Origin of the sequence: Marinobacter sp. SS5-14b (assembly GCF_030541005.1) — a bacterium.
GTDB lineage: Bacteria > Pseudomonadota > Gammaproteobacteria > Pseudomonadales > Oleiphilaceae > Marinobacter.
This window is the reverse complement of sequence record NZ_JASSVM010000001.1, coordinates 500,625-520,865: the sequence shown is the minus strand read 5'-3', so window position 1 is coordinate 520,865 and position 20,241 is coordinate 500,625. Positions and strand designations below refer to the sequence as shown.

The window sequence follows — 20,241 nt, the reverse complement described above, 5'->3', positions numbered from 1 at the left end:
CCGGTAACTCCGACGGCCTTTGCCCATCCCGCAAACTGCTTGTTCCGCCAGCCTGTGCTCCGTACTATTGCCCTGCCCCGTCACACAGACCCGGAACACCAATGCGCAAAGAAATTGATATCACCGTTGATTCATCCCAAACCGCTGTTGACGCCCTCGCTGCCGCCTCCGGACTGCCCAAGCAACGGATCAAGGACGCCATGGCCAAGGGCGCTTGCTGGTGGACTCAGAAAGGCAAACAGGTGCGCCTACGCAAGGCCAAGCGAGACCTCAAACCAGGCACCCGGATACAGTTGTTCTACGATGATCAGGTGCTGTCACTCAAACCCGAACCCCCTACGCTGGTAGACAACCTGGGGCGTTACAGCGTCTGGTATAAGCCGCACGGGCTCTTGTCTCAGGGCTCCCAGTGGGGCGATCACTGCAGCTTGCTCAGAATGGTCGAAGTGGAATTGAATAAGCCCTGTTTTCTGGTGCATCGCCTGGATGCGGATGCTGCCGGGTTGATGCTGGTTGCCCACGATGGTCAGGCCGCCGGCGCCCTCTCCCAGTTGTTCTCTGGCCGCAGCATGACCAAGATCTACCGGGCAACGGTGAAGGGATGGCTGAACGCTGACGATCTTCGGATAGATGATGCGCTTGACGGTAAGGAGTCGGTGAGCAGAATCACAACCCTGCAACGGCATGAAGAGGCTGGTTCGACGCTGGTCAGGGTGGCCATCGAAACCGGCAGAAAACACCAGATTCGGCGCCACCTCGCCGGCATCGGACACCCGATTATCGGGGACAAGCTCTACGGCCAGGCCGACCCCTCAGGATTGCAACTGGAAGCCGTCTACCTGGCGTTCGATTGCCCGCTGTTCAAGCGCAGGAAAGCGTTTGGTCAGACTTTGTAGAAATCCCGATACCAATCCACGAAGTTGGCAATGCCCTCATCTACGGTTGTTGAGGGCTTGTAATCCACATCGTTGATCAGGTCGTCTACATTGGCGTAAGTCGCCGGCACGTCTCCGGGCTGCAGGGGCAGCAAATTCTTCTGCGCTTTCTTGCCGAGCCGCTCTTCGATGATCTCGATAAACCGGGACAGCTCAACCGGGTTGTTGCTGCCGATATTGTAGATGCGATACGGCCCTTTACTGGTTCCCGGGTCCGGCTGGGCGCCTGACCATTCCGGGTTCGGCTCCGCCACGTGATCCAGGGTGCGAATAACCCCTTCCACGATATCGTCGATGTAGGTGAAGTCCCGCTTGTGGTGGCCGTGATTGAACACGTCGATCGGTTCGCCCGCCAGAATCTTCTTGGTGAAAATGAACAGCGCCATATCCGGCCGCCCCCAGGGACCATACACGGTGAAGAACCGCAGGCCGGTGGTGGGCATGTTGTAGAGATGGCTGTAGGTGTGGGCCATGAGCTCGTTAGCCTTCTTGGAGGCGGCATACAGGCTCAGGGGGTGGTCCACATTGTCGTGCACCGAGAACGGCATGGTCTCGTTGGCGCCATAAACCGAACTGCTGGACGCGTAGACCAGGTGCTTCACGTCGTTATTGCGGCAGCCTTCCAGGATATTCATGAAGCCAACCAGATTGGCGTCGACGTAGGCGTGGGGGTTTTCCAGGGAGTAGCGAACGCCGGCCTGGGCCGCGAGGTGAACAACCCGCTCGGGCTTATGCTCCCGGAACAGGGCTTCCATCACGCCGCGGTCTGCGATGTCTTCACGCACTTCGGTAAAGCCTGGTTTGCCAAGCAGCCTTGCCAGACGCGCCTCTTTCAGGTTGACGTCGTAATAGTCGTTAACGTTGTCTACGCCGATGACTTCATCGCCGCGATCCAGCAGCCGGTGGGCCAGGTGTGAGCCGATAAAGCCGGCGGTTCCGGTAACGAGAATCTTCAAGGTCTGCTCTCCATGAAAAATGGCGCCCGAAGGCGCCTTTTAGTTCTTGCTTAGAAGTTTACGCCAATACTGGCAAACGGGCCGGACAGCTCAACATCCAGCCTGTCGTCGTCATCTTCATAATCAATCGCCATCTGACGGTAACCCGCACGCAGTTGCAGCAGGGCAAACTCATACTGGCCATAGGCGTTGACATCGTGCAGGGAGTCGCCGCTGTAGCTGATGACATTGCCTTCGACACCTACAGACACTCCGGTAAACGGCAGGTCAAAGCGGGCAGCCAGGTAGCCCATGGGTACAACGGCGTCGACCGTAGTTTTGCTTACCTGGCCTCCAACAATTTGCTCACGCAGAACCAGTTCACCATCAAATTTGCGAGCCGTCAGGCCCAGGTCCAGATTGACCCAGTTATCCAGCACTTCGTAATAGAAGGTGGCGTCGAGCTGTTCGATGTCAAGATCTGAGTTCACGTCTGCGCCGGCAACAATTCCATCAAAAGCGGCAGGGCCGATCTTGCCGCTACCACTCTGGGAAATACCGGTGTAGTTGATTCGCACATTGGGCAGCACCGGCACCGGATGTTCGAAATGGGCCGTAAAGTTGGCGTTGCCATCGCTGCTCATATTGAGATCTTTCTCGATATCAACGGCAGAGCTCTTGTTCACAACTTCACCGGAGAAATCTGAGTTCCAGTAGCTCACCGTCGCACCGCCACCCAGAACGTCCGCGTTGGCCAAGGGAGCGGCCAGCACCAGCGAGCCACCCACAGCAATCATCAATCTACGCATAACACACCCGTTTTGTTGGTTGTTTTAGCAGGTCAGTCAAAGTTAATGCCGAGACGACGGCCAACTTCTTCGTAGGCTTCGATAACGTCTCCAAGCCCCTGACGGAACCGGTCTTTGTCCATTTTCTTGCGGGTTTCCTTGTCCCATATACGGCAGCCATCCGGGCTGAATTCATCACCCAGAACAATGGTACCGTCACTGCGACCAAATTCCAGTTTGTAATCCACGAGCAGCATGCCTGCGTCATCAAACAGGGCCTTGAGAACGTCGTTCACCTTGTAAGTGAGCGTTTTCATTTGTGCCAGCTCCGACTCCGACGCCCAGCCAAAGCTGACAGCCAGCGACTCATTCACCATCGGGTCATGCAAAGCATCGTTCTTCAAAAACAGCTCGAAGGTCGGCGGGTTCAGTTCCAGCCCCTCTTCCACACCGATTCTGCGGCACAAGCTGCCAGCAGAAATGTTCCGGACCACACATTCAACCGGAATCATATCCAGCTTCTTGACAAGTGACTCGGTGCCAGACAGCAGGCCCTCGAAATGGGTCGGGACACCGGCCGCTTCCAGCTTTTCCATAATGAACGCATTGAACTTGTTGTTCACCATGCCTTTGCGGTTGAGCTGCTCTTTCTTCTCGCCGTCAAAGGCGGAGGTGTCATCCCGGAATACCAGAACGAAACGGTTGGGGTCATCGGTACGGTAAACTGACTTAGCTTTACCGGCATAAAGCTCTTCGCGCTTTTCCATCAAGGTCTCCAAACGACAGGTGGCCTCACCGGCCACCCCGTTGATCAGTACAGGTGTTCAAACAGTTTGGTGAGCAAGTCTGCCCCGGTGTATTCACCATTATAGGTGCCCACCTGCTCGGCCGTAACCACCATGGCATCATTTGCCTGGCTCACGGTTACTGTGTGGGTATGAACCGGCTCCTCGTCGTTGCTGAACCAGGAGAACCAGCCCGGTGAGCGTTCGTCTTCAGTGCGGAAATCTACCTGTACCCAACCTTCGCTACGGTTGATGTCCAGGATGTCTGCGCCAATGTCTTCCAGTGAGCGGTTTACCTCTGCCCAGGTGCGGCCGTAATCCAGCTCTACCTGTATCGCAACAGCCTGCTCATTCTCAGACATCAGGCGCACCAATGGCTTCGCCACCATGCCAGACGCAGCCCTCGAAAAAGACTTGTTGTCTTCCCGCTGCTTGAGGAAGTCTGCCAGGTCACCCAGCAGTTTTTTCTGTTGTTCACGGGACGCCTGATCCTCGTCGGCATCCGCATCCCAGGCAACCAGTCCTTCCGGGCTGTCTGTCAGTTCCAGCACCTGAGCCCGGATTTCAGTGGTCTTTCGCCTGATGCCCGGCGCCAGCCGCAATTGAAGAAGCACCCGGGGCTCGGCCACAGCCGGTTCGTTGGCAAGGCCCAGCATTGCCCGGCTGCCTTTGCTGAAGTTGGCAAGCTCACTCTGCAGAATCCCCAGCTGGGGGCTGTCGTGCGCAACTCCCATGCCGGATTCGTTCATCCAGGCACTCGCCACCGGCCACAACCGACCAGGCACTTCATTGACCAGCAGCCACAGCCTGCCGTCCAACTCCTCAATGACGTAGTTCTGATCGAGAATATCGGAGGTCATATCCGGCGGGCGCGGGATGGTTGACGGGTACATACGGCGAGAATCATCCGATTCAATGCTGCGTACCGGCATGATCTGGTTCAGGCGGGAGCTATCAGCGCCCTCGGGCACCTGGATCGGCGATCCTTCCGGCGCGTTGACATAGGCTTCCGATCGGTCATGTAACAAGCCACAGCCTGCCAGCGCACTCGCCAACAAAAGCCCGGCAGCAGGCCGGGCCAGAGAGACAAGTGTGTAACGGGTTCTTCCAGGAACCTGCATCGGGTTACTCCGGTTGAAGGGGGAAAAGATGGGCCTCAGAGAACACCTGAGGCCTTGAGCGCTTCTTCCACCTCGCCGTGGAACTTCTCGCTGAGCGGCGTCAACGGCAGGCGAATGCCCTCCCCGATCATGCCCATGCGCTGCAGAGCCCATTTGACTGGAATCGGATTGGCTTCCAGGAACAGCTTGCGGTTCAGTGGCATCAGCAAGTCGTTCAGACGACGGGTTTCGTCTTCGTTACCGGCAATAGCAGCTTCACACAATTGCGACATTGCCTTCGGTGCAACGTTAGCCGTCACCGACACATTGCCCTTGGCACCCGCCAGCATCAGATCGGCTGCCGTGGCATCATCGCCGGAATACACCACCAGGCGACCTGCCAGCGCTTCGATCAGCTCGATGCCACGGGGAATGTTGCCGGTTGCATCTTTAATGCCGATGATGTTCGGAATGTCGGCCAGGCGGACAACGGTTTCGTTGAGCATGTCGCAGGCCGTACGACCGGGCACGTTGTAGAGGATCTGGCTCATGCCGGGGACGGCTTCGGCGATGGCCTTAAAGTGCTGATAGAGGCCTTCCTGAGTAGGCTTGTTGTAATAAGGTACAACAAGCAGGCAGGCGTCTGCCCCCAGTTTATGGGCCTCGGTGGTCAGTTCAATGGCTTCCCGCGTGCTGTTACCGCCGGTACCGGCAATGACAGGTACCCGACCATCAACACGTTTTATGATCTGGCCGACAACCCGGCAATGCTCTTTCGGGTCCAGCGTTGCGGATTCGCCGGTTGTGCCCACAGCCACAATGCCATGGGTGCCGTTTTCAATATGCAAGTCCACCAGTTTGTCCAGGTCCTCCCAGTGAATGTCACCGTTAGGATGCATGGGCGTGACCAGTGCGACGAGGCTACCCGTAATCATAAAAACTCCGTCCGAATAAAACCGATATGGTAATGTTGGGCTCGAACTGACACAAGGGAATTAAAGGAGATGTCATGTCATCCGTAGCTTTGAATCAGCCCGTACCCGATTTTCAGGCCCAGGCCACCGGTGATCAGGCTATCACCCTCGCCGATCTGAAGGGTAAAAACGTCGTAATCTACTTCTACCCGAAAGACAACACGCCGGGCTGCACGACTGAAGGTCAGGATTTCCGCGATCGAATCGAACAATTCCGAGCCCTTGATACAGAAATCATCGGTGTCTCCCGGGATGGCCTGAAAGCCCACGAGAACTTTCGGGCCAAGCACCAGTTTCCGTTCCACCTGATCTCAGACAAAGACGAAGATCTGTGTAAACTGTTTGATGTCATCAAGCTCAAAAAGCTCTACGGCAAAGAGCATCTCGGCATTGAACGCAGCACCTTCCTGATCGATAAAAAAGGGGTGCTGCGAACCGAGTGGCGGGGTGTCAAGGTTAAAGGCCACGCCGACGAAGTACTGGATGCCGTCAAAGCCCTGTAACCCGTCCGCCGCCTGACTTACCTTTCCTGCGCCGGGGCGGGAGCAGACTCCTTCACCGGCCAGGCCGCAAACACCGCTTTCAGCATGGTGGCCAGCGGAATGGCGAAAAATACGCCCCACAACCCCCAGATTCCGCCGAAGAACAACACAGCCACAATGATCGCCACCGGGTGCAGGTTGTTCACCTCAGAGAACAGCACCGGAACCAGCACGTTGCCATCCAGCCCCTGGATAATGCCGTAAACCACCATCACCCAGATAAAGTGACTACCCCAGCCAAAAGCGAACAAACCAATCACCGCAACCGGTATGGTCACAACCGCCGCACCAATATAGGGAATGACCACGCTAAGGCCAACCAACAGCGACAGCAACGCCGCATAGGGCATACCCAGAACCTTGAACGCGACGTAGGTAACAGAACCCACAATCAGAATCTCAACCGCCTTGCCCCGCACGTAATTCGCGCACTGCAAATTCACTTCGTGCCAGATACGGAGCATCATCGGGCGCTGCGGCGGCAACAGGCGGGCAAATGAGCTCACCAACACCTGGCGGTCCTTGAGAAAGAAAAACACCAGAATCGGCACCAGAACCATATAGATCAGCAAGGCGACAAGATCCGGGATACTGGATAACGAGAACGACACCAGCCACTGCGTCAGGTGTGCAACCTCGGCAGAGACCTGCTGATAAATGGTGCCGACGGCCTCGGCAGAAATCAGGTGAGGATATTCGTTGGGCAACAGCTCCAGGTAGGACTGCAGCTCGCGGATGATACGAGGCGTTTCACCGGCGAGTGTCGTCACCTGAGTCCACACCAGCGGCAACAAGCCAAATATGAAGCCAATCAAAATACCCAGAAACACCAGAAAGACGCCGATAACGGCCACCGTCTCCGGAACCCCCATTTTACTGAGCTTGGAAACCAGCCCCTGCAAAATAAAAGCAACAATCAGTGATGCAATGGCCGGTGCCAGCATCGCCCCGAACCAGATAATGAAGACGGTGCCAGTCACCAGAATCAGAAAAAGGATGATTGCTTCTTCATCTGAGAAATACTTATTGGCAAGACCACGTAAAATTCTGACCATGAACGACTCCGGAAATTATCCGCCGCACTTTATCACGAACCGGTACTCGCCGTTATCTTCCGTGTGGCTTAAAAGTTCGTGCGCGGATAATTTTATATAGGCTGGAATGTCCCGAGCTGAGCCGGCATCCGTTGCAATAACCTCCAACTGCTGGCCGGCAGACATGCCATTGAGCTCGAGCTTGGTTTTCAGCAGCGGCATCGGGCAGCGCAGCCCGCTTGCATTGAGGGTTCGGTCAGCCATATTGAGTACACACCATTAATATTCATTCAGTAACCGGCAGGCATTATGCCGAGGGTGTTACTCTATTGCATCTCAAGAGTTGGTAATACGGCAACCTGACATCGAGGCATTATCAGATTCCATGAAGCCATTTTTCAAATTCCGCATCGGGCCAGGCTCTATCTTCAGCGTTGCGCTTGTGGCTGTCATGTTGACCGTCTCACCCATATTGAGCGCTCAACCGTCCAGCTTACCCAGCATAGGCGGCAGCGGCGGATTGATCTCCGGCCAGCAGGAGGCCGACATAGGGCAACAGGTGATGACCTCCATCCGCCGCTCTGCGCCACAAATACAAGACCCACTGGTGTATGACTACCTCAGCGCCATGATCTACAAGCTGGTCCCGTCGGCCCCACTGGATAACCGCAACCTCAGCCTTGTGCTGATTGATAGCCCGGCCCTGAATGCCTTCGCCGTTCCCGGCGGCGTGGTGGGTGTGAACGGCGGGCTGTTTCTAAGTGCAACCACAGAACAGCAGTTTGCTTCAGTACTGGCACACGAACTTGCCCACCTCAGCCAGCGCCACTTTGCACGCCGCATGGAACAGCAGGAAACCAGCGCCCCGTTAACACTGGCCGGCATGATTGCCGGCATCGTGTTGTCGGCTGTCACCCAGTCCGATGTGGGCATTGCCGCCATCGCCGGCACCCAGGCAATGGCCGTCCAGAACATGCTGGCGTACAGCCGCGCCCATGAACAGGAAGCAGACCGGGTCGGCATGGACATTCTGGCCAGCGCAGGCATGGACCCAAGAGGCATGCCTGAGATGTTCGAAATCATGATGCGCCAGAACCGCCTCCAAGGTAACCAGATGCCAGAATACCTATCCACGCACCCTCTGACCCAAAGTCGCGTAGCAGACACCCTTAACCGTGCCGAACAGTATCCCGGCGAACGAATTCCGGACGGCCAGGAATATCACCTGATTCGAAGCCGGTTGCAGGTTCACTACGCAAAGTCGCCCAGTGCCGCGGTGGACGTGTTCGAATCCTACCTAAATCAGGAAGACGCAAAGCGCAACGATGCCATTCGCTATGGCCTTGCGGTTGCTTACCAGGAGAATCGCCAGTTCAGCGCTGCCGAAAAGATACTGGCCGACCTGCTGGACACAAACCCCGGCAGAATTACCTTTCAGGTAACTCTGGCCGAAGTCCTTTCAGACCAGGAGCGATATGACGAAGCCCGCGCATTGCTCAAGCAGGCTCTGGCAAGAAATCCCGGCAACTATCCGATCACCTGGGCGTTGGCGGGCATCGAAATAGCCGACGGCAACGGCGCTGCGGCGGCCTCTTACCTAAAGGATCTGGCTCGACAGCGCCCGACCGGGGATCAGATCTGGCTGCGCCTTGCCGAAGCTGAGGGCATGGCCAGAAACATCGTGGGTGTACATCGGGCCCGGGCGGAATATGAGGTGCTCATGGGGGACTTTCGGTCAGCCCAGCGGCAACTGCGCCAGGCTCAGGAAAAGTTACCGGCGGGTTCGACTGAAAGACAGGTGGTGAATGAGCGGCTGGGCGATATCGCCAGCCGCATTCAGGACGCCAACAGACCTTGAAGCGAGCCGCCTGATCGGATCAGGCGTTGCCGGCCGCTTTCAGATTCATGTTGGCCGTGAAATCCAGCATGCGCCGCAGCGGCCGCAGCGCATCTTCCCTGAGGGTCGGATCGACCTGCACTTCCTGATCCCCGGCTTCAAGCACATGCAGCAGGTTTTCCAGCCCGTTCATCGCCATCCAGGGGCAATGTGCGCAACTGCGGCAGGTGGCGCCGTTGCCGGCCGTGGGTGCTTCGATCAACGTTTTATTGGGTGCCAGCTGCTGCATTTTGTAAAAAATGCCGTTATCCGTGGCCACGATGAATGCCTCATTGGGCAGGGTCTGCACCGCATGGATGAGCTGCGAGGTAGAGCCCACCACATCGGCCATTTCCACCACTGAATCCGGAGACTCCGGGTGCACCAGCACCGCGGCGTCCGGATAAAGCGCTTTCAGATCCTCCAGGCCGCGAGACTTGAATTCTTCATGCACAATGCAGGAACCATCCCACAAGAGCACATCGGCGCCGGTGGTTTTCTGAACGTAGTGGCCCAGATGCTTGTCTGGTGCCCAAAGAATCTTTTCGCCCTTAGCATCCAGGCTCTCGACAATCGCCTGAGCACAGCTTGAGGTCACTACCCAGTCTGCCCTTGCCTTAACCGCGGCAGACGTATTGGCGTACACCACAACGGTGCGCTCAGGGTGCTGATCACAGAATGCTGAAAACTCGTCGGCCGGGCAGCCCACATCCAGCGAACAAGTGGCTTCCAGCGTGGGCATCAGCACGCGCTTTTCGGGATTGAGTATCTTCGCCGTTTCTCCCATGAACCGAACGCCAGCCACCACAACAGTGGTAGCAGAATGCTGGTTTCCAAAACGGGCCATTTCCAGGGAGTCGGCCACACAGCCACCGGTTTCCTCAGCCAGGCGCTGGATATCCGGATCGGTATAGTAATGCGCAACCAGCACGGCATCTTTGTCGATGAGCGCCTGCTTGATGCGGGCCTCAAGCTCAGCTTTTTCACTGTCGCTCAGAGGCTTTGGCTCAGCCGCGTGGGCCAGGTGTTCCTGAACAAGGATACGGTCTTGCGCTCGTGTCATCGCTGGATCTCTGAGTTGGACATGACTCGCGAAGTATACCACTTCCGGCACCGAATTCATGAAGCTGCAACACGACGGTGCTAGCCATCAGGCAAAAAAAAAGAGCCCTAAGGCTCTTTTTTCAGGCAATCCCGGTACACCGGTTTTGCTGCGTTGGTGGGTCGTGAAGGATTCGAACCTTCGACCAATTGGTTAAAAGCCAACTGCTCTACCAACTGAGCTAACGACCCATAACTGGTATGCCGGCTTTTCATCCGGCGAACCCCGGGGACTTATCCCGACGCTCTGAATTTGGTGGGTCGTGAAGGATTCGAACCTTCGACCAATTGGTTAAAAGCCAACTGCTCTACCAACTGAGCTAACGACCCAAACGAGGCGCACATATTACTGATATTTTTTTGCTGATCAACCCCTTTTTTCGGGATTCTTCGGTTTTTTTCAACGACTGTTCACGCCGCGTTCAACCCGGTGATTATGTGAACAACCTCACGAAGCCCCAAGAAACTTACGGGCTAGCTCCGCGGCACCGGAATCCGGATAGTTGTCGACGACAGCCTGCATTCGCTTCCTGGCGTCCTCTTTTTCACCCAGCCGGTCCAGGGTCACCCCAAGTTTATAGACGGCATCCGCCGCTTTGCGATGATCCGCATAGCGAGTAGCAACAATGGTAAATGCCTGCTTTGCCTGCTCAAGCTGCGGTTTGGCCAGGTATACCTCACCAAGCCAGTAGTAGGCGTTCACCGTCAGATCACCTTCAGGATACTGATCAACAAACTCATACAGGCGCGTGATGGCCGTGTCGTAATCTTTTTTGTTCCGGATCAGGTCAATAATCTCATTATAGGCCTGCTGCTCTTTCGGCTCCGGAGCACGGTAATCCCGAGCAGCCACCGGCTTTCCCGAGGCACCTGCCGCGACAGAGCCACTACCTGCGGGAGGTGCTGACTTCTGTTCTGCAAGCGCCTTAGACAAGTCCAGAATGCGCTGGTCCAGGTCTACGTAGCGATCCCTGCCCTGCTGCTGCAGCCTGCCAATTTCGTGCTGCTGCTCTTCCACTCTGCCCTGAAGCCGCCGCACATCACTCTGAAGCTGCTGAATCATGTAAAACAATTCTGCCGTTGCCTGATTGTTACCGGCTTTGCGTTGGGCTTCTGAAGCATTGTTCTGGAATGCGGGGGTAGACGACTGTGCAGAAGCAACACCCGCCAGGCCAAGGCCCAGCGGGATCAGCACGGCCGCCATGAGTTGCTTTCTCATGGGAAGGTCCGGTTATTGGCTTGGATTACTGGAAAATCAGTTCAACGCGGCGATTCTGCGCCCAGGCACTTTCACTGGAGCCACGCACAACTGGCTTCTCTTCACCATAGCTTACGGTTTCAATCTGGCCACGGGAAGCACCATTCACCACCAGGAACCGCTCAACTGCGTTGGCGCGGCGTTCACCCAGAGCAAGGTTGTATTCCTTGGAACCACGCTCATCCGCATGGCCTTCCAGGCGAACCTGTTGACGCGGGTTGCTGGCGAGGTATCGGGCATGAGCGACCAGAACATCGCGGGCATCCTGTTTGATTTCAGAGGTATCGAAATCAAAGTAGAAGGTGGTGATGTTGCGCAGCGCTTCCTGCTCGGCCTGTGCGCGGGCTTCCTGGCGCTCTTCGTCACTCAAAGAGGATGAAGACACACCATCGCCCTCGGCTCCGCCATACACGGTAGAGCCGCCTTCCTGGTCAATCGCCGCAACGTCTGAACCGTAGCTGCCGTCATCCATCGTTTCACCGGTGGAGCTACAACCGGCAACCAGGCCAAACGACAACAGCATGGCGAATACTTTGTTTTGTGCAGACACTTTCATAACTCACTTCCTTCTTTGCGATGTTGGCTTTCCAATTTTAACGGGGTGGTCAGCGACTGATCGGCCCCCACGCCGGCTCTCTTACCTCACCTTCCGATGCAGGCAGGCTATAGGCTGCCCCACCGTCAGCTGAAACAACGGTGAGCACACCTTTGCCACCCTGCTGGGTCGCGTAAATCAGCATGCGGCCATTCGGTGACACGCTTGGAGACTCATCCGACCCGGTACGAGTGATAATGGTCTCTTCGTCGGTTTTCAGGTTTCTGCGGGCAATGTGAAACGTGCTCTCCCGCTGGTGCACGTAGTAAACGTATTCACCTTTGGAATCCGGGCGCGCCCGGGCATTGTAGCGACTGCCAAAGGTGATCCTCCTCGGCTCTGCCCCGGGGCGCTCCATGTGGTAGATCTGCGGGCCACCTGACCGGTCGGAGGTAAAAAACACGCCCCTGCCCGCATGATCCCACGCCGCCTCAGTATCGATGGCCCAATGATTTGTCAGTTTGGTCGTGTTCCCGCTAGCCAGATTCATCTGGTAGATCTCTGCATTGCCATCTCTGGACAATGTCATCAGCAAAGACTGGCCATCCGGAGACCAGGCCGGGGCGGAGTTAAGGCCCGGGAAGTCGGCTACTTTGGTTCGCTCTCCAGTCGCCAACTCATGCACAAAAATAACGGGCTTTCCTGTCTCAAACGACACATAGGCCAGCTTCTTCCCATCCGGCGACCAGGCCGGAGAAAGGATGGGCTCACGGCTTTCCAGGCGGACTTTCGAGCGCTGGCCGTCAATATCACTCACCTGAAGCCGATAAACGCTTTCATTACCGTTAATGGCCAGTGTTATGTACGCGAGCTTTGTCGAGAACACGCCAGGTTCCCCGGTTATGGCTTCATAGACCCGGTCACTGATGTGATGCGCAAGGGAGCGGATACCGCTGACAGAAGCACCTGCGGTTTCCCCCAGAATCCTCTGTTCGCGGTTCACGTCGAACAGTTCGTAGCGGGCCTGAATACGTTCGCCGTTACGCGTCAGCTCGCCGACGAGAACATAACGCTGACCCAGCAGGCGCCAGTCCCGGAAATAGACTTCCGAACGTTTGGACGGCAGGCTCAGCATCTTCGAAGGTTCAAGGGGCCGGAATTCGCCGCTCATCGTCAAGTCCGCTTGCACCACGCTGCTCACTTTATCGCCCGCGGGCATGGCACCGCTTTCAGCAAATGGAACCACCGCGATGGGAATGGCCGCATCGGCTCCTTCGGTGATTCTGATCAGCAGCTCTGCCCTGGCGGTTGATGCCACCAGCAGCATAACCATCAGCCAGCTGAACAGCGCCATGTTCCGAGTTGACTTACCCACACTCATTGATCTGGACATACCCATTGTCAGCCTCACCGCAGCCGTTGCGGATTGAATTCAATCGTAAACTGCCGGAAGTAACGTTCAAACGTATCCCGGCTATCTGGCACAGGGTAGCGGTTCAATGAACGCACAGCACCCAGCGCCGAGTTATCAAACGCTGTATTGCCGCTGCTACCGACCAGCGTTACGCTGGCCAGTTCCCCGGTTGGCAGCAGCGTAATCTGTAACCGGGCAGTCATGTTCTCGGTTGCCGATGAAGGCGGATACCAGGCTTGGCTAAGCCGCTCCCGAATCAGCGCCTGGTATTTTTCGCTTTCGCTCAGCATCTGCGCTTCTCTCGCCCTGGCAGCCTCTGCCTCACGGCGCTCCCGAGCCTCAGCCTCCTGGGCCTTGAGGGCCTGGTCCGCCAACGCATCGAGCTGTTGCTCTCTCAAACGGCGCTCTGCTTCCTGACGCTTGCGCTCCGCCTCTCTTCGGGCTTCTTCCTCTTTACGCTGGCGCTCAGCTTCTTCCTTGCGCCGCTGTTCTTCCTGGCGCCGTTTTTCTTCTGCGGCCTTCCGCTTGGCTACTTCCTGCCGCTGCCGTTCCTGCTCTGCCTTCTGGCGCTCTCGTTCTTTTGCTTCGGCCTCCGCTTTCTTGCGGGCAGCCTCTTTCTCGCGAGCCTGTTTTTCTGCCAGCTCCCGAGCCTGAGCTTCCTGGCGCTTCCGCTCCTGCTCCTGTTGCCTGGCCTGTTCCTTCACCTTTTCTTCTGCCTGCCGGCGCGCTTCCGCTTCCTGCTCGCGCTTACGCTCCGCTTCAGCCTGCTGGCGTTGCTTTTCTTCCAGCTCACGCCGCTCCTGGTCTTTACGTCGCTGATCCTGGTCGTCGACCACCGGGCTTGGCTTTGGCTCCGGGCTGATCAGCCGTGCGGAGATACTTCTGGGCTCAGGCTCCTGCACGGGGTTAGTCCAGGACCAGCCCGCAAGCGCAAAGACCACGATCAGCAGATGCAGCGCTACCGACAGCACCACGGGCGACTTCAGAGGCGCGTTATCCGTACTTATGGTGTCCCGCTCATGACCCTTCACAACAATATAGCCACCCTGTTAAGGCCGATCCTGAGGCGCGTCGGTAATCAGGCCAATGCCTGACGCTCCGGCCGCCTGCAATTCGGCCATCAACCGCACCATCACACCGTAATCAACAAACTCATCTCCCCGAACCAGCACTTCACTGTTTGTTCGCTGGGAAAGAATTTTCGCAACCTGCTCACGCACATCTTCAAGGGCCATCGGGTCACTGCTGTTCTCACCCACTTCGAGGTAATAAGCGCCATTGCTGTCAACGGACACGGTGATCGACTCAACGTCTTTGTCCTGCTGAATCGGCTCGGATGTGGTTTCCGGCAAATCTACTTTTACCCCCTGGGTCAGCATCGGAGCCGTCACCATGAAGATAACCAGCAGCACCAGCATCACATCGATGTAAGGCACCACGTTAATCTCTGACATCGGCTTGCGCCGGTGCTCGGGCATCATTCCCATGCCTTTCATATGGCTACACTCCCGTTTACCTTAAACAGCATTACACACCGGCCTGATCTGAGTTATGCACACGGCGGTGGAGAATGCTGGAGAATTCCTCAGCGAAGGTTTCGTAGTTTTTCAGCAGTGCATCCGACATGGTCGAGAACCGGTTGTAGGCGATTACCGCTGGGATCGCCGCAAACAGACCCATGGCAGTGGCAATCAAAGCCTCGGATATGCCCGGCGCGACGGTCGCCAGCGTCGCTTGCTGCACTTGAGCAAGCCCCCGGAACGAGTTCATGATGCCCCATACCGTTCCGAACAGACCGACATAAGGGCTTGTGGAACCGACCGTCGCCAGAAACGGCAAATGCATATCGAGGCGCTCCTGCTCACGGGAGAAAGCAACCCGCATGGCACGCTGGGCTCCCTCCATCACGGCATCGGCATCCCGGCTTTGCTGGCGCAAGCGTGAAAACTCCTTGAAACCGGCCCGGAATACGGCCTCCATACCTGAAAACGGCGTGGGATTGGCATTCACTTCTTTATACAGCTGGCCCAGATCCATGCCCGACCAAAACCGTTCTTCGAACGTCAGCTGCGCTTGTTTGGCCTTTCGGTACACCTGAACGCGCTGAAAAATCAATGCCCAGGACACGACGGATGCCAGCACCAGCAACAACATCACCAGCTGCACCAGAATCCCTGCGTTCGCAATCAGATGCCAGACTGAAAGTTCCGATTCCACTGTATACTCCCAAAAAAGTTTCTATATTTTCAGATGATTAAAAAGACTTCTTAAGAATTTCCTGCATGTTTTCCGGTAACCGCCTGGGCTTACCCGTGTCCAGTGCGACACAGGCCACCCGCACGTCAGCCTCACACAATAACTGGCGGTCCGCAGCCCGCAGAACCTGCTGGCGAAAGGCCATCCACACCCGAGATGACGCAACCGGCTCGGCCGTCACCAGCAGCTGGTCATCCAGCCTGGCCGGCACCACAAAATGCAGTCTCATGCGTTGCACCACATAGCTGATGTTGTCTTCCAGGCCGGCTCTCAACCCTACCCCCTGACTGCGCACCCACTCTGTGCGAGCACGTTCCATGAAGTGCAGGTATTTGGCATGGAAGACAATACCACCGGCATCCGTGTCTTCTATATACACCCTGATGGGTAATTCAAAGGCTTTACCGGCGCTGTGTTCAGTCAAAGCCGTTATTCTCCGTGCCTGATTTCGGCGGCACCACACCGAAATGCTGGTAAGCACTCGAGGTGACCATACGCCCTCTGGGTGTCCGTAACATGAACCCCTGCTGTATCAGAAACGGTTCCAGCACATCCTCGATGGTCCCTCGCTCTTCGCTGATGGCCGCTGCCAGGCTTTCAACACCGACCGGGCCGCCATCAAATTTTTCGATCATGGCGAGCAGGAGCCTACGGTCCATGTGGTCGAAGCCCTGGCTGTCCACTTTCAGCATGTTCAGAGCCTGATCCGCAATCTCTGAGGTAATGCGACCGTCTGAGCGAACCTCTGCGAAATCTCGCACCCGGCGGAGCAAGCGGTTGGCAATTCGGGGTGTACCCCGTGATCGACGAGCGATTTCAAAGGCTCCGTCGTCGTCAATGATGACGGAAGACAACCGGGCTGAACGGGCAATAATATGGGTCAGATCGGCGGTGTTATAAAACTCCAGTCGCTGAACTATCCCGAAACGATCCCGCAGCGGAGAGGTGAGCAACCCTGCCCGGGTTGTGGCACCCACCAGGGTGAACGGTGGCAAATCCAGTTTTATAGACCTTGCAGCCGGGCCTTCGCCAATCATGATATCCAGCTGATAGTCTTCCATGGCGGGATACAGGACTTCTTCAACGGCTGCGCTCAGGCGGTGAATCTCATCAATAAAGAGAACATCGCCTTCTTCCAGGTTCGTAAGCATCGCGGCCAGGTCGCCGGCTTTTTCCAGCACCGGCCCCGAGGTGGTCTTGATGGAAACACCCATTTCGTTGGCAATGATATTCGCCAGCGTGGTCTTGCCAAGGCCAGGCGGACCAAAAATCAGAACATGATCCAGGGCTTCCTGACGTGCCCGGGCAGCAGAGATGAAAATTTCCATCTGCTCACGCACCGTCGGCTGACCCACATATTCGGACAACAGCGTCGGGCGAATGGCCCGATCATGCACTTCCTCGTATTCTCCGGCTTTGGCCGTTATCAGTCGATCCGATTCGATCATGGCAATATCCGCTTGCTAGGAATATACAACGTGCCCGCTGGTCAACCGCGTTTTCAGGTTGCACCAATTGTACAAAGGGCGTGCGTTGAGTCACGTTACGCTCTATACACATTAGTGTCATGATGCGACACAAAAAAGCCGGGGTTACCCGGCTGGAATCATATTTCTCAGCGCCAACCTGATCAGGGCTTCACTGCTCATCTCGGGCTCTGCCACCTTGCTGATCGCCTTCGCCGCTTCCTGTGGCTTGTAACCGAGAGCAATCAATGCCGCTTCGGCCTCCTCTCTGGGGTCCGGCCCCACTGGCACGGCACTTGTCGTATCGCTGCCGGCAGCAGACCCGGGTGCAAAGGGCAAAAACTGCCCCTCAAGCTGGCCGATCCGATCGGTCATTTCAATCAGCAGTCGTTCTGCCGTCTTCTTGCCCACGCCCGGTAACTTTACCAACGCATTCGCATCCCGAGCCTCTACACAGCGGATAAACTGCTGCGCATCCAGGCCTGAAAGTATGCCAATGGCCAGTTTCGGGCCTACTCCGTTGACCTTGATCAGCAGCCTGAACAGATTGCGATCAAGACGCGCAGCGAAGCCATAGAGGCTCTGAGCATCTTCACGAACGGCAAAATGGGTATGCAGTGTAACTTCCTGTCCCGCTTCCGGCAGGTGAAAGAAGGTGGTGTAGGGAATGTCGATTTCGTAACCCAGCCCGGAGCACTCAACCAGTGCATGGCCCGGCGTCTTTTCTACAAGTAATCCTCGGATACGACCAATCAAAGCAGGTCTCCTCTGGCTTTGGTGAGCCTGTTATTGTCGCCGGACACGCCCGCCTCTGGCTTTGCCACCCGCGCCAGCCAGCTTGAGCATGCTCTGGTTCATATGGGCATGGCACAGGGCGATCGCCAGAGCATCGGCAGCATCTGCCTGGGGTTTTCGGGACAAGCCGAGCAAGGCCTGAACCATGTGCTGAACCTGGGATTTGTCGGCGCCACCGGTGCCAACGACGGCTTGTTTCACTTGTCTTGCAGAGTACTCATGTACCGCCAGGCCGCTATTGGCCGCGCTGACGATAGCCGCCCCTCGCGCCTGACCAAGCTTAAGGGCCGAATCGGGGTTCCTCGCCATGAACACCTGCTCGATGGCAAATTCCTCCGGCCGGTACTCGCCGATCAACACCGCCAGGCTATGAAATATCGTTTGCAGGCGCTCAGCCATGGGCTTTTCACCCACCCGGATGCAGCCACTGTCGATGTATTCGATCTGACGGCCTTCGGCACGGATGATGCCGTAACCGGTAATTCGGGAGCCAGGATCTACCCCCAGGATGATTGGCATCCGCCTGCCCTCAGAGGTGCATTCGTCAATCGAGTTCGGAAGAACCGGGAGCGGCAACCACTCCCGGATTCACACCTTTATTCGTTGTCTTCTGACTTGTTGCCTTCGACAGCCTTGGCAGAACGACGCAGGCGAATGTGCAGCTCTTTCAGCTGCTTTTCATCCACATCGCCCGGTGCCTGGGTCATCAAGCAGGTGGCGCTCTGGGTTTTCGGGAAGGCAATCACGTCACGAATCGACGACGATCCGGTCATCAGCATAACCAGACGATCCAGGCCAAAGGCCAGGCCACCGTGCGGCGGGCAACCAAACTTGAGCGCATCCAGCAGGAAGCCGAATTTGGCGCGGGCTTCTTCTTCACCAATACCCAGAATACGGAACACCGTTTCCTGCATGTTGCCGTCGTGGATACGGATGGAACCACCGCCCAGTTCGGTACCGTTCAGAACCATGTCATAGGCGCGGGACAAGGCTGTGGCGGGATTGGCTGCCAGCTCTTCCGGCGTGCACGAAGGCGCGGTGAAGGGGTGGTGAATGGCGGTCAGACCGCCGTCTGGCAGCTCTTCGAACATCGGGAAGTCGACCACCCACATCGGCGCCCACTCGCAGGTCAGCATGTTCAGATCGTGGCCAACCTTGATGCGCAGTGCGCCCAGGGCTTCGTTGACCACGGTGGTCTTGTCGGCTCCGAAGAACACGATATCGCCGTCTTCGGCGCCCACGCGCTCGATGATGGCCATGGCAACGTCATCACCCAGGAATTTCACTATGGGCGACTGCAGGCCTTCAACGCCCTTGGCCAGCTCGTTGACCTTGATGTACGCCAGACCTTTGGCGCCGTAGATGCCGACAAACTTGGTGTAATCGTCGATCTGTTTACGGCTCAGCTCGCCACCTTTCGGGACGCGCAGCGCGGCAACCCGGCCTTTCGGGTCTTTCGCGGGGCCGGCAAAGACTTTGAAGTCGACGCCTTCAACCAGGTCACCGATGTCCAGCAGTTCCAGCGGGATACGCAGGTCGGGCTTATCGCTGCCGAAACGCTGCATGGCCTCGGAATATGGCATACGTGGGAATGCTGGCAGTTCTACATCGAGTACGTCTTTGAACAGTGAACGAATCATGTCTTCGTTCAGGTTCATCAGGACTTCTTCATCGATGAAGGACGCCTCGATATCAACCTGGGTAAACTCTGGCTGGCGATCGGCCCGCAGGTCTTCGTCACGGAAGCATTTGGCGATCTGGTAGTAACGGTCAACACCAGAGACCATCAGCATCTGTTTGAACAGCTGCGGTGACTGGGGCAGCGCGAAGAAGGAACCTTCGTGGGTACGGCTCGGTACCAGGTAATCGCGGGCACCTTCCGGGGTGGCGCGGGTCAGGATGGGCGTTTCTACGTCCATAAAGCCGCGGCTGTCCAGGAAGTTACGGATGTAGCTGGTCACCCGGGAGCGGAAGCGCAGACGGTTGATCATTTCCGGGCGACGCAGGTCGATAAAGCGGTAGCGCAGTCGAACGTCTTCGCCCACATCAACGTGCTCGTCCAGCGGGAACGGCGGGGTGGCGGCCGCATTCAGGATAACCAGCTCTTTACCCAACAGCTCGACCTGGCCGGTCGGCATATTGTTGTTTTCAGTGCCAGCCGGACGGCGACGCACGCGGCCGGTGACCTTAACAACAAACTCACTACGGACTTTCTCCGCCAGGCTGAAGCTTTCCGGGGTGTCCGGGTCAACAACCACCTGAGACATACCGTCCCGATCTCGCAGATCCAGGAAGATAACCCCACCGTGGTCACGACGGCGATGTACCCATCCGCAGAGTGTGACTTCCTGATCAATGTGGGATTCGTTGATCCCACCGCAATAATGACTGCGCATATCGGTTCCCGTTGTTTCTGAATGTGTGCTTGGTTTGCCGCATCGGGCGGG

Annotated in this window: 22 protein-coding genes and 2 tRNA genes; 3 read left to right on the top strand and 21 right to left on the bottom strand. The window is 56.8% G+C overall.

From position 1 onward, the window contains the following. Nucleotides 1–101: 101 nt before the first annotated feature. Nucleotides 102–896 carry an RluA family pseudouridine synthase gene (locus tag QPL95_RS02415; protein WP_303289400.1) on the top strand — a complete coding sequence of 265 codons (795 nt, stop codon included), beginning with the start codon at nt 102–104 and terminating at the stop codon, nt 894–896. Here QPL95_RS02415 and QPL95_RS02410 read toward each other — a convergent pair. From QPL95_RS02410 to dapA, 5 genes are read right to left on the bottom strand one after another with little or no spacing between them, the layout of a single operon-like run. Then, nucleotides 884–1,891, bottom strand: coding sequence for an NAD-dependent epimerase (locus QPL95_RS02410; RefSeq protein ID WP_303289399.1), 1,008 nt, complete (start codon nt 1,889–1,891; stop codon nt 884–886). The genes QPL95_RS02415 and QPL95_RS02410 overlap by 13 nt on opposite strands. A 50-nt stretch (nt 1,892–1,941) precedes the next feature. After that, a complete protein-coding gene (locus QPL95_RS02405) occupies nt 1,942–2,679 on the bottom strand; it encodes a TIGR04219 family outer membrane beta-barrel protein (protein WP_303289398.1) in 738 nt (245 codons plus the stop codon). Nucleotides 2,680–2,711: 32 nt separating this feature from the next. Then, on the bottom strand, nt 2,712–3,425 hold the full coding sequence (gene purC, locus QPL95_RS02400) for a phosphoribosylaminoimidazolesuccinocarboxamide synthase (RefSeq protein ID WP_303289397.1): 714 nt from the start codon (nt 3,423–3,425) through the stop codon (nt 2,712–2,714). A gap of 44 nt (nt 3,426–3,469) precedes the next feature. Continuing rightward, on the bottom strand, nt 3,470–4,564 hold the full coding sequence (gene bamC, locus QPL95_RS02395) for an outer membrane protein assembly factor BamC (RefSeq protein ID WP_303289396.1): 1,095 nt from the start codon (nt 4,562–4,564) through the stop codon (nt 3,470–3,472). 35 nt (nt 4,565–4,599) lie between these two features. Then, complete coding sequence (gene dapA, locus QPL95_RS02390) at nt 4,600–5,478, bottom strand: 4-hydroxy-tetrahydrodipicolinate synthase (protein WP_303289395.1); 879 nt, start codon at nt 5,476–5,478, stop codon at nt 4,600–4,602. A 74-nt stretch (nt 5,479–5,552) separates the two neighbouring features. Between dapA and QPL95_RS02385 the strand changes: the two genes are divergently transcribed. Further along, a complete protein-coding gene (locus tag QPL95_RS02385) occupies nt 5,553–6,020 on the top strand; it encodes a peroxiredoxin (protein ID WP_303289394.1) in 468 nt (155 codons plus the stop codon). A 17-nt stretch (nt 6,021–6,037) separates the two neighbouring features. On the opposite strand, the gene QPL95_RS02380 is transcribed toward QPL95_RS02385, so the two are convergent. Both QPL95_RS02380 and QPL95_RS02375 read right to left on the bottom strand, forming a co-directional pair. Beyond that, nucleotides 6,038–7,114: an AI-2E family transporter gene (locus tag QPL95_RS02380; RefSeq protein ID WP_303289393.1), complete on the bottom strand. Its 1,077-nt coding sequence runs from the start codon at nt 7,112–7,114 to the stop codon at nt 6,038–6,040. 15 nt (nt 7,115–7,129) lie between these two features. Next, a complete protein-coding gene (locus QPL95_RS02375) occupies nt 7,130–7,357 on the bottom strand; it encodes a sulfurtransferase TusA family protein (RefSeq protein ID WP_303289392.1) in 228 nt (75 codons plus the stop codon). Between the two features lie 187 nt (nt 7,358–7,544). Here QPL95_RS02375 and QPL95_RS02370 point away from each other — a divergent pair, with 187 nt between their 5' ends. Further along, on the top strand, nt 7,545–8,951 hold the full coding sequence (locus QPL95_RS02370) for a M48 family metalloprotease (protein WP_303289724.1): 1,407 nt from the start codon (nt 7,545–7,547) through the stop codon (nt 8,949–8,951). Nucleotides 8,952–8,970: 19 nt separating this feature from the next. Here QPL95_RS02370 and nadA read toward each other — a convergent pair whose 3' ends face one another. From nadA to aspS, 14 genes are all read right to left on the bottom strand, one after another. Further along, nucleotides 8,971–10,032: a quinolinate synthase NadA gene (nadA, locus tag QPL95_RS02365; protein WP_303289391.1), complete on the bottom strand. Its 1,062-nt coding sequence runs from the start codon at nt 10,030–10,032 to the stop codon at nt 8,971–8,973. Nucleotides 10,033–10,186: 154 nt separating this feature from the next. Beyond that, nucleotides 10,187–10,262 (bottom strand) — tRNA-Lys (locus QPL95_RS02360). Nucleotides 10,263–10,324: 62 nt separating this feature from the next. Next, nucleotides 10,325–10,400, bottom strand: a tRNA-Lys gene (locus QPL95_RS02355). Nucleotides 10,401–10,518: 118 nt separating this feature from the next. Next, the gene (gene ybgF / locus QPL95_RS02350; protein ID WP_303289390.1) at nt 10,519–11,289 is read right to left on the bottom strand and encodes a tol-pal system protein YbgF; all 771 of its coding nucleotides are present in this window, start codon (nt 11,287–11,289) and stop codon (nt 10,519–10,521) included. 25 nt (nt 11,290–11,314) lie between these two features. After that, the gene (gene pal, locus QPL95_RS02345; RefSeq protein WP_303289389.1) at nt 11,315–11,884 is read right to left on the bottom strand and encodes a peptidoglycan-associated lipoprotein Pal; all 570 of its coding nucleotides are present in this window, start codon (nt 11,882–11,884) and stop codon (nt 11,315–11,317) included. A gap of 49 nt (nt 11,885–11,933) precedes the next feature. Beyond that, on the bottom strand, nt 11,934–13,217 hold the full coding sequence (tolB, locus tag QPL95_RS02340) for a Tol-Pal system beta propeller repeat protein TolB (protein WP_303289723.1): 1,284 nt from the start codon (nt 13,215–13,217) through the stop codon (nt 11,934–11,936). Nucleotides 13,218–13,270: 53 nt separating this feature from the next. After that, the gene (tolA, locus tag QPL95_RS02335) at nt 13,271–14,251 is read right to left on the bottom strand and encodes a cell envelope integrity protein TolA (protein ID WP_303289722.1); all 981 of its coding nucleotides are present in this window, start codon (nt 14,249–14,251) and stop codon (nt 13,271–13,273) included. A 75-nt stretch (nt 14,252–14,326) separates the two neighbouring features. Next, entirely contained in the window at nt 14,327–14,773 is a 447-nt protein-coding gene (gene tolR, locus QPL95_RS02330) for a protein TolR (RefSeq protein ID WP_303289388.1), read from the bottom strand. Between the two features lie 31 nt (nt 14,774–14,804). After that, nucleotides 14,805–15,494 (bottom strand): protein TolQ, encoded by a 690-nt coding sequence (gene tolQ, locus QPL95_RS02325; protein ID WP_303289387.1) that lies wholly within the window; start codon nt 15,492–15,494, stop codon nt 14,805–14,807. A gap of 37 nt (nt 15,495–15,531) precedes the next feature. Beyond that, entirely contained in the window at nt 15,532–15,957 is a 426-nt protein-coding gene (gene ybgC, locus QPL95_RS02320; protein WP_303289386.1) for a tol-pal system-associated acyl-CoA thioesterase, read from the bottom strand. Beyond that, the gene (gene ruvB, locus QPL95_RS02315; RefSeq protein WP_303289385.1) at nt 15,950–16,981 is read right to left on the bottom strand and encodes a Holliday junction branch migration DNA helicase RuvB; all 1,032 of its coding nucleotides are present in this window, start codon (nt 16,979–16,981) and stop codon (nt 15,950–15,952) included. The genes ybgC and ruvB overlap by 8 nt, the downstream gene beginning before the upstream one ends. A gap of 144 nt (nt 16,982–17,125) precedes the next feature. Beyond that, nucleotides 17,126–17,755, bottom strand: a complete 630-nt coding sequence (ruvA, locus tag QPL95_RS02310; protein ID WP_303289384.1) for a Holliday junction branch migration protein RuvA — start codon at nt 17,753–17,755, stop codon at nt 17,126–17,128. Nucleotides 17,756–17,785: 30 nt separating this feature from the next. Then, nucleotides 17,786–18,313 (bottom strand): crossover junction endodeoxyribonuclease RuvC, encoded by a 528-nt coding sequence (ruvC, locus tag QPL95_RS02305; protein ID WP_303289383.1) that lies wholly within the window; start codon nt 18,311–18,313, stop codon nt 17,786–17,788. 77 nt (nt 18,314–18,390) lie between these two features. Next, on the bottom strand, nt 18,391–20,190 hold the full coding sequence (aspS, locus tag QPL95_RS02300) for an aspartate--tRNA ligase (RefSeq protein WP_303289382.1): 1,800 nt from the start codon (nt 20,188–20,190) through the stop codon (nt 18,391–18,393). Nucleotides 20,191–20,241: the final 51 nt, after the last annotated feature.